Below are 8554 nucleotides of genomic sequence, written 5' to 3' on the forward strand. Positions count from 1 at the left end.
CGGTCCTGCTGCTGGCGTCGATACTGCTGCCTGTGCCGGTTTATCTCCCCGTGATGTGGGGCATCGCCAGTTTCGCGATCGCGGTGCTGGTATTCATGCTCACCCGCATCCTCACGGTCGCGCCGTCGAGAACCGCGCTCTGGTACAGCGCGGCTCTCGCCGTCGCGCTGCTCGCGAGCCTGTCCGAGGTCGCCAGCGCCGTCTTCAAGACGCACGTGTTCTTTCCGGCATTCAATAGCGTCACCGCGGCGCTGGTATCCAGTCTGATGGCGGCGCTTGCGATCGCCGAGCAGATCCGCGCCGAACGGGCCGAGCGACTGCGCGTGCAGGCCGAACTGCGCCACGCTTATGAAACCACGCCGGTCGGTCTTTTCACGCTGGCCTCGGACGGCAGCTTCGTGCGCTGGAACTCGGCACTCGAAACCATGCTCGAGATGAAAGGCGGCGCGGCAGGCCGGCACTGGGACGACTATTTCGCCGCCGACAGCTGGCAACCGATCTATAACCGTGCCCTGAACAACGACTCGGCCGAGGTCGAGTTGTCGCGCCACGGCAGCGCCGTCGTCGCAGACGTCGCGAGCGCGCCTGGCGCCGGCCTGCCCGCCTATGAAGGCGTGGTCACCGCGCCCAGATCCGGTGGCGACAAACGGCGCCACTATCTGGTCAGGGCCGCCTACGCAGGCGCGCAACTGGAAGGCTCGATCCAGGACGTCACCGAGCGGCATCAGGCGATCGGCACGTTGAGCTTTCTGGCGGATCACGATCCGCTGACCGGCGCGTTGAACCGGCGTGGTATCGACAAACAGATCGGCCGCACGGAAAGCACGGCGGGAGAGCCGGCGGGCTCGCTGATCATCGGTTACCTGGATCTCGACCGCTTCAAGCTGATCAACGATCTGTTCGGCCATCACATTGGCGACGAGGTATTGAAGCAGGTCTGTCTGCGCATCGAATCGCAAATGGGCCCGAACGACCGCGTATGCCGCATCGGCGGCGACGAATTCGTGATTCTGTTTCGCGAGTCTTCGCTCGGGCAGGCCGAGTCGATTGCGCAGACGATCATCGATGTCATCGACTGCGAGCCCTACCGGATCGGCCGGCGCGCGTTTCACGTTCGCGCGTCGCTTGGCTTGATCGAGGCGCCGCCGGGGCTCAGCGCCGAAGATGCGATCTCCACCGCCGACGCCGCCTGCCGGGAAGCCAAACTGAACGGCAGCGGGCGGGTGGTCGTCTATACGCGCGATGCCGCCATGTTCGTCGAACGCGCGCGCGATCTGGATCTCATCGAACGCTTTAACGGCGAGTTACCGCTGGCCGGGCTGTTCCTCGAAATGCAGCCGATCATGTCGCTGAAAACCCCGTACGACGCGCTCGATTTCGAGGTGCTGCTGCGTATGCGCGCGCCTGACGGCACCATCATCCCGCCGTCCAGGGCGATCGCGGCCGCGGAGGCCAACGGCACGATTTCCGCGCTGGATAAATGGGTGATGGAAACCACCTTGGCCTGGATCGAGCAACATCGCGCGAAGCTCTCGCACACGCGCTTCATTTCCATCAACGTGAGCGGCGCGTCGTTGAACGACGAACACTTCGTCACGGAGCTCGGCGAGTTGTTCCTGCGGTACCGCAGCGCGGTGCCGATGTTATGCGTGGAAATCACGGAAGGCGTGGCGCTGCACGATCTCAACAACACCCGGCGCCTCGTCGACAACCTGCAGCGCCTTGGCGCCAAGGTCGCGCTCGATGACTTCGGCGCCGGCTACACGTCGTTCCCGTACCTGAGAGACCTGCCCGCCGATGCATTGAAAATCGACGGCGGCTTCGTGCGGGACATGCAGGAGCTTTCGGCGAACGCCGCGATCGTCGAAGCCATCATCGGGCTGGCGCGCAACCTGGGTATGCAAAGCATCGCGGAGTGGGTTGAAGACGCGCAAACACTCGAGATCCTGCAGGCGATGCGGGTCGATTACGTGCAGGGCTTTGTCATCGCCCGTCCTCAGTCGCCGGATGTGATTCTCGCGGCAACCTCGGCTGCCGATTTCATCAAGGACCCCGCAATTCTTGCGCTGATCGGGCCGCGAATCATGCCGCCCTCGCACGATGGCACCGCGACGCAAGCGCTGCACTAGCCACCGTGTTCCGTGTACCCTGCCCTCTGCACTTCACGGCGCGAGCGGAACGCTGGCGACTCGGTTCGGGCAGCATGTGCGGCCTGCAGCACGCTCTGATCGGTTTCGACGCGGCGAAAGAACCGCTCAACGCGGGAAGTAGATCGCAATGAAACCGGGGTTCCGAGCCGTCGCGCCACTCGCCGGAATGCCCTGTTCGACCAGCACGGTTTGCTGTGCGGCGTTGTGATAGAGCTTCAGCCGGATAGTCTGCGGATCAGCCGGCTGACTGCTGTCGAGATAGCCGGCGTCCGACAATAACGAGGCCGCCTGTGCCGCGGTAAAGCTCTGGTTGATCGTCGTGACGGTAGTGGAAGGATTGCCGTCGAATACGTTGTCGGAGAAACTGCCATCCGCGTTGACCGTCAACTTCGATGAAGGCGACGGCGCGCCTTCGGCTTTCGCGCCGCAGTTTTCCCAGCCGTCGAACACGGCGCCCCCGGCCCCCAGTGCCATCCAGTTCGCAGACGGTGTGGCCGACACGCTCCAGGTATCGTCCAGCAGCACGGCCACACTCTTGATGTTGACGCCGGCATTGACCCCGGCCACGGTGCCGATACCGTCCGTCACCGCCGACACGCATGCCGTGCCGGCACCTGGCACGCCAGCCGCCAGATGCGTGGAAACGAGCGGATTGTCGCCGGCCGTCAGCAGCGGCGCGACGACCGGACTGGTCAGCATCGCATTGGTGGTCGTTGTCGCGGCGCTGAGCGACAGCGAAACCGCATTGACGCTACCGAGCGTCAAGCTATTCGGGTACACCGAAACATTCGCCGGGGCGGCCGGAGCGGCGCCGGCACCCGACGTGCCCGAACCACCATCACCGCCGCCCCCGCCGCCGCAGGCGGCAATCAGCAGGGCAGCGCACCCGGCGGCGGTGCATCGCCCTGCTTTCTGCATCACGGCGTTCGGCCTCGGCACGCTGGGTCTCTCAAGGTTGCGGCAGCAACGTCGCCGACACACCGGCCGCGTTCGCGATGAACACGTTATTGGCATCGTCCTGCAGCAGATAACCCTGACTCACGAGTGCGTTCGCCGCGGCCGCAACCGCCGCCTGATACTTCGAGCGGCTGCCGTTGTAGAGCGTCGCCAGCGTAGCGCGTGAATCGGTGCCGCCGGCCTGCGCGGCGGTATTCACCGCGAACGGAATCGCGCCGCCGTTGGAAATGCAGCCGTCGCCGATCGCATGCCCCGCGCCACGATAATTCCAGCCGGTATAGGTGGCGAGCGGCGCGCTGACGTCGGGCACCAGTACGCCGGTCGTCTCGTTGCCGTTGGCATCCACCTTCGGCACGAGAATGGTGTAGGCCTGCGCCGTGTTCACCACCGGCACCGCGTTGCTATAGTCGGTCACGAACAGCTGGTTGTATTCGCCGTTGAAAGTCAGTTGCAGCGGCGTGGGCGTCGCGGCCGGTCCACTCGGCACCGTCACGTTGGTCAGCGAGGGGAAGCCCAGCGCCGCCTGGGTCGGCGCGACCAGATTGCCGGAGGCGACCGTCGGGTACTGTGACGCGGGCGGCGGCGTGCCCTTGCCGACCCAGTTGACGAGAGCCGGAATCAACGCGCGTTCGACCGGTGTTTCCTCGACCGGCGAGCCCGGCAACTGGCACTGGCTGCCCGCGGCGGGCACGATGAAATTACCGGTTGTCACGCCGCTTCCGCCGCCGTGCTGAGTGCCCGCGACCAGGTAGTAGCGGACAGTCGGCGGTAACGGGATGTCGTTGCCGCGCCCGTCGGTGACCACCAGCGACGCCGCTCCGCCCCACCATTCGAACGAGCCGTCGAGCTGCATGATCTTCGGGCAGGTGTTGGTTGCCGTGCACTGCTTCAGGATACCGTCGGAGGCGCCGCTCACGGGGTCGGTCATCGTGGCGTAAGTGAACGGAAACTGGAAGCCCGGCATGAAGTGATCTTCATGCTGCTTCGACCAGCGCCCCGGCTGCGCGAACGCCGCGTTGGTCCAGGTGCGGCGCGCGGCGGAGATGATCGGGAACAGGCCGTCGAACACCATCTTGCCGTTCTTGTCCGCGTTGAAGCCCTGATACAGGAAGTCCTTCATGAAACGGCCCGATTGCGAGATGCCCTCGCCGATCGCAATATCGAAGTTGGTACTGGTCGAACATGATGACGCCACGCATCCCGCGTTCTTCAGATCGTTGAGCGGATTGGGGGCGCCCTGGGCGTCGGCCGTATCGTAGCGAAGGAACGACACCAGGTCGCGCAACGCGGCGAAGCCGATGCCGTCGACGGTCGGGGCCGCCGCTTGATAGACGAAACTGTAAATGGTCCCGGCGTCAGGCGGAACCTGCGCGCCGTTCGGGCCCGGCACGGACGCGGGTGGCGTGAACGTCACCGAATAATTGCCTTCGTAGACATTGTTCGGCGTGCTGACGTAGCTCCACGTCGTCACCGGCTGGGACGGCGCGGTATAGGTTTCAAGGCCGCCAGGAATGCTGCCGTAGGCAGTGAGCCACGACTGCCGCGCGGTAAACGTGACCGAGGTCTTGTCGTTCAGATTGGCCGGCGGGTACGTCAACGGAATCGTGGTGGGCGGGCCGCCCGCATAGTCCGGAATGAATTCCTCGCGGCTCATGCCGGTCATCGGCGTGCCGTCCTTGTTGGTCGCAACGGGGAAGCTGGCGCCGAGCAGGCCCGCGCCGGCGGTCGTGGCGTTGCCGGTGACCGGAACGTCGCCTTGCCAGCCGCTCCACAGGATCGTATAGCCGTTACGCAGCAGCGACGGGAAACTCGACGAGGGCGCCGCGCCGGTATCGAGCGCGCCGCCGCCTACGAAAGACGCCGCGCCGATCTTGCTGCCGCGATTCACCACGTCGTAGAACAGCACGCGTTTCGCGGCCGACGCGCTCTGCGGGCGCAGGATCACGACGTCGGTCGTATAGGCGACGTAACCGTCGCTGCCCACCGGCGCGTTCTTGATGTTCACGATGCCCGCATTGAGCGGATTGTTCGGATCGAGCTCGCCATGCACGAGCGCGGTGATCACCTGGTAGGGACCCGCCGCGCCAGCCGGCGTCGCGCCGGCGAAGGCCGGTGCGCTCGAAATGATCTGGAAGCTTTTGATGAACCCCGCACCGTGCGACACCGGGGGCGGCGGCCCATTGTCATGGTCGCCGTGACCGCAGCCGCCGATCAACGCAATCCCTACACCGACTCCCACCGACACAGCTACGAACTGCATCTTCATGATCAGCCCTCCGAACACGGGTCAAGGAAAAGGAGTGCGCGCGCGTATGGAATGGACGGACTGTCATCGGTCGAAGACCGCGGATATGTCCGGGAGCCCTGTCAATATTTTGTAAGGGGTAATTTTTATATTTATAGCCGCCTCATGTATTTATAATTCGACTCACACCGTTCTCAACTATCGTTTACGCGTACGGTGCCGACAGGCTCGTTATGGTCAACTCGATTCCATCCGGAGTCCAAACATGACAAACAAGCTCACGCTGACAGACCGGCTGCGGGAATCCATCGAGGAAGCCATTGCGACCGGCGATCTCCCGCCTGGCGCGCGGCTCGATGAAGCGGAACTGATCGCGCGCTTCGAGGTGTCCCGAACACCGGTACGGGAAGCGCTGCTCCAGTTGGCTGCCGCAGGCATGGTGGAGATGCGGCCGCGGCACGGCGCGGTGGTCGCGAAAATCAGTCTGCACCGGCTGATCGAGATGTTCGAGGTGATGGCCGAGCTCGAGGCGATGTGCAGCCGGCTCGCCGCGAGGCGCATGAATGCGCAGGAACTGGAGACGCTGCGCGAGGCTCACGCCGCCTGTCAGAAAGCGCGGGACGCCGGCAATCCGGACGAGTATTACCATCTGAACGAGCGCTTTCACTGCCTGATCTATCACGGCAGCCACAACGGCTTTCTGCACGACCAGGCGAAGGCGCTGCATAAGCTGCTGCGTCCGTACCGGCGTCTGCAGTTACGCGTGAAGGGCCGCGTCGCCGCCTCCTTCGACGAACATCAGGCCGTCGTCGATGCGCTGGCGGCAGGCGACGGCGAAGCGGCCGCCGCCGCGTTGAGAGGTCACATTCTGGTGCAGGGCGAACGCTTTGGAGATCTGATCGCGGCGCTCGCGCAAGTCAGCGCCGAGTCGTGACGAGTAGTGACGCGCAGTGACAGCAGGCTTGGTACTTTGAATCGCAGGCGCTATGCGACGGCGGCGATGCAGTCGATTTCGATGTCGAAATGACCTGGCCACGCGGGCACGTTCACGAAGATTCGCGCCGGGGGATCGACTGGGAAGTAGCGTTGATAGATCGCGTTGACGACAGCGAACTTCTCGACCGACGTGCAGTAGACGTTGCACTTGAGCACATGCGCCAGCGATGAACCGGCCGCTTCCAGGCAGAGCTTCATCTGTTCCAGCACCAGTTCGGTCTGACGTTCGATCGGCGCGTCGACGATCTCGCCGGTCGCGGGATCGAACGGCGGAAAGCCCGACACGTAGACCGTGCCGTCATGGCGTGTCACCGCGGAGGTGGGCGCCTTGAAGTTCTCCAGCCAGGTCGACAACGGTTCGACACGAATGATTTCACGAGCCATGCTCATCTCCATGTGAAGGGGCATGCGCGGCCCGATGCCTGGGCCTCATGCCGGGTGTGATGTTGGGTGACACGCCGGGTGTCATGCCAGGTGTCATGCCAGGTGTCATGCCGCGCCTCACGCGCGGTCCTTGAAAATTTCATTGAGTTGCGAGCCGGAGGCTGCGCCTTCAAAGGCGTCGAATCGTCCTTTGACCAGCCCTTGCGCTGCCTGCATGAAGCCACCCCACGCGGCTCGGGCCAGTGCGCCGCCCACGCTGATCCGCCGCACGCCGAGCGCGGCCACGTCTTGCAGCGTGAGCGTCGAAGTCGAACCGATCAGCAGGTTGACCGGCTTGGGCGCCACCGCGGCGACAACTGCCTCGATCTGCTCGCGCGTCGAAATGCCCGGCGCATACAGGCAGTCGGCGCCGGCCGCGGCATAAGCCCTCAGACGCGCGATGGTGTCGTCAAGGTCGGGCAAGCCGGCGAAGAAGTTTTCCGCTCTGCCGATCAGCAGCGTATCGCCGCCGTTTTCGTCGATCGCCCGGCGTGCCGCACGGAGCCGTTCGACGGCGACCTCGATCGGGAAAAGCGAACCGCGGTCGTCGCCGGTGGAATCTTCGATCGACAGACCGGCAACGCCGGTTGCGACAGCCAGCTTGACGCTTTCAGCCACGCCGGCCGGATCCTCGCCGAAGCCATTCTCGAAGTCCGCGTTGACGGGCAGATCGGTCGCCTCGACGATAGCGCGCAGATGCGCGAGGATCGCATCGCGCGGCAATGAATTGTCAGCGTGAGCGACCGACCACGCGAAGCCGGAGCTGGTCGTGGCCACGGCCTGGAAGCCGAGCGTCTGCAGATAACGGGCGCTGCCGGCATCCCACGGATTGGGCAGGACGAAACAACCGGATGTGTGCATGGCACGAAAGGCGGCGCGCTTCTCGGCGACGGTGCGGGTCATGAGCTGTCTCCTGAAAGATGAGGAGCCGAAGCTCCTCGTGCTGGTCATTTGACTTCGAGGTCCACGACCGGGAAGTCGATTTCCGTATCGAACACATTGTTGACGAAGTTCGTCAGCATGTACTGTGCGCTCAATGCGATGATTTCGACGATGTTCGCATCGCTGAATCCCGCGGCGCGCACCGTTGCCAGATCGGCGTCGGATACTTTGCCACGGGTCGTCATCAATGTCCGGGAAAATGCCACGGCCGCAGCGGTTCGTGGATCGTCGGCCTGCCCCAGCCGGTTGCGGCGGATTTCATCGTCCGGGATCTTCGCGATGTTGCTGGCGACGTAGGTGTGCGCCGACAGGCAGTACTGGCAGCCGTTGACCTGAGAGACCGCGAGCGCGATACCGTCGCGGGTCTTCACATCGAGCGTCTTCGCCAAGGGGCCTTGCAGGCCCGCCCAGCCGTTCAGCGCATTCGGGCTCAGCGCCATGATGCGGAACAGGTTCGGTGTCATCTTGAGACCCCTGGTGACGGCTTCGAGGACCGGCTGCGATGCGTCGGGGGCTTGTTCGGGTGTCGGAATGGCAATGCGGGACATGGTGATTCTCCTGATCGTTAAGCCTTGAACGTTGAGCGTTGAGCCTCGAACGTCGATCGTTCAAGCGGATGGACTTGAGAGCGTCTGCATGAAGCGTTTGCGTTTCTGCATTGCTGAGAAGTCTAGGTCCGGCACCTTTGCACGGGGTCCTGAAAACGATCGCGAAAGTCCACCGACGGTCCCGCCGCGGGTCGATCGCGAATTCTCGACGCCAATGAAAATCGGCGCCTTGTGCCGACATAAGTCACGTCGATACAAGGCGCCGATGGAAGGCACGTTGGAAAACGAAATCG

Annotated in this window: 8 protein-coding genes; 3 read left to right on the plus strand and 5 right to left on the minus strand. The window is 64.0% G+C overall.

Annotated features, from left to right (window positions below; translation table 11 throughout):
• Nucleotides 1–2129, plus strand: a 2129-nt coding sequence (locus QOC89_RS17955; RefSeq protein WP_323046253.1) for a putative bifunctional diguanylate cyclase/phosphodiesterase, incomplete at its 5' end; no start/stop codon positions are given.
• 126 nt (nt 2130–2255) lie between these two features.
• On the opposite strand, the gene QOC89_RS17960 is transcribed toward QOC89_RS17955, so the two are convergent.
• Nucleotides 2256–3089, minus strand: a complete 834-nt coding sequence (locus tag QOC89_RS17960; RefSeq protein WP_323046254.1) for a hypothetical protein — start codon at nt 3087–3089, stop codon at nt 2256–2258.
• Between the two features lie 10 nt (nt 3090–3099).
• On the minus strand, nt 3100–5373 hold the full coding sequence (locus QOC89_RS17965; protein WP_323046255.1) for an alpha/beta hydrolase domain-containing protein: 2274 nt from the start codon (nt 5371–5373) through the stop codon (nt 3100–3102).
• 244 nt (nt 5374–5617) lie between these two features.
• On the opposite strand from QOC89_RS17965, the gene QOC89_RS17970 reads away from it, so the two are divergent.
• Complete coding sequence (locus tag QOC89_RS17970) at nt 5618–6286, plus strand: GntR family transcriptional regulator (RefSeq protein ID WP_323046256.1); 669 nt, start codon at nt 5618–5620, stop codon at nt 6284–6286.
• 50 nt (nt 6287–6336) lie between these two features.
• Here QOC89_RS17970 and QOC89_RS17975 read toward each other — a convergent pair whose 3' ends face one another.
• The 3 genes from QOC89_RS17975 to QOC89_RS17985 form a co-directional block, all read right to left on the minus strand.
• A complete protein-coding gene (locus tag QOC89_RS17975) occupies nt 6337–6732 on the minus strand; it encodes a RidA family protein (RefSeq protein ID WP_323046257.1) in 396 nt (131 codons plus the stop codon).
• A 117-nt stretch (nt 6733–6849) separates the two neighbouring features.
• Nucleotides 6850–7674, minus strand: coding sequence for an isocitrate lyase/phosphoenolpyruvate mutase family protein (locus QOC89_RS17980; RefSeq protein WP_323046258.1), 825 nt, complete (start codon nt 7672–7674; stop codon nt 6850–6852).
• Nucleotides 7675–7718: 44 nt separating this feature from the next.
• Entirely contained in the window at nt 7719–8261 is a 543-nt protein-coding gene (locus tag QOC89_RS17985) for a peroxidase-related enzyme (protein ID WP_323046259.1), read from the minus strand.
• Between the two features lie 88 nt (nt 8262–8349).
• Here QOC89_RS17985 and QOC89_RS17990 point away from each other — a divergent pair.
• A partial coding sequence (locus QOC89_RS17990) for a hypothetical protein (RefSeq protein WP_323046260.1) occupies nt 8350–8554 on the plus strand: 205 nt, incomplete at its 3' end.

This window comes from Paraburkholderia sp. (assembly GCF_034668105.1).
Lineage (GTDB): Bacteria > Pseudomonadota > Gammaproteobacteria > Burkholderiales > Burkholderiaceae > Paraburkholderia.

Bases quoted from the DNA above. Each gene is read 5' to 3' on its own strand.
- QOC89_RS17975 (WP_323046257.1), bottom strand. From the start codon at position 6,732: ATGGCTCGTGAAATCATTCGTGTCGAACCGTTGTCGACCTGGCTGGAG.
- QOC89_RS17980 (WP_323046258.1), bottom strand. From the start codon at position 7,674: ATGACCCGCACCGTCGCCGAGAAGCGCGCCGCCTTTCGTGCCATGCAC.
- QOC89_RS17970 (WP_323046256.1), top strand. From the start codon at position 5,618: ATGACAAACAAGCTCACGCTGACAGACCGGCTGCGGGAATCCATCGAG.
- QOC89_RS17965 (WP_323046255.1), bottom strand. From the start codon at position 5,373: ATGAAGATGCAGTTCGTAGCTGTGTCGGTGGGAGTCGGTGTAGGGATT.
- QOC89_RS17985 (WP_323046259.1), bottom strand. From the start codon at position 8,261: ATGTCCCGCATTGCCATTCCGACACCCGAACAAGCCCCCGACGCATCG.